Annotated in this window: 1 protein-coding gene; it reads left to right on the top strand. The window is 66.9% G+C overall.

Annotated features, from left to right (window positions below; translation table 11 throughout):
• The coding region (locus KQX66_RS37025; protein ID WP_216798467.1) for an aminotransferase class I/II-fold pyridoxal phosphate-dependent enzyme at positions 1 to 317 on the top strand (317 nt) is incomplete at both ends.

The following is a 317-nucleotide window of genomic DNA, read 5'->3' as shown; positions in this document are numbered from 1 at the left end:
ACCATGCCATCGTCGTGGCGCCCTACTATGCCACCTACCCCGGCACGTTCCGCGCCGCCGGCGCCGATTTCACGGTCGTCGAAACCCGCGCCACCGATAGCTTCCAGCCGGACGCCAGGGCGATCAAGGCCGCAGTGCGGCCGAACACGCGGGCCATGCTGCTCAACACACCCAACAACCCGACCGGCGCGGTCTACACGAGAGAGTCGCTGGAAGACATCGCCGATATCTGCCGTCGCCACGATCTGTGGCTGCTGAGCGACGAGGTCTACTGGACGCTGGGAGACAGCGAACATCTGTCGCCCCGCGCCCTGCCC

Origin of the sequence: Paenibacillus oleatilyticus (genome assembly GCF_018998565.1) — a bacterium.
Taxonomy (GTDB): domain Bacteria; phylum Bacillota; class Bacilli; order Paenibacillales; family NBRC-103111; genus Paenibacillus_G; species Paenibacillus_G oleatilyticus.
The sequence above is the reverse complement of the archived record's forward strand: the minus strand, read 5'-3'. Positions and strand labels throughout refer to the sequence as shown.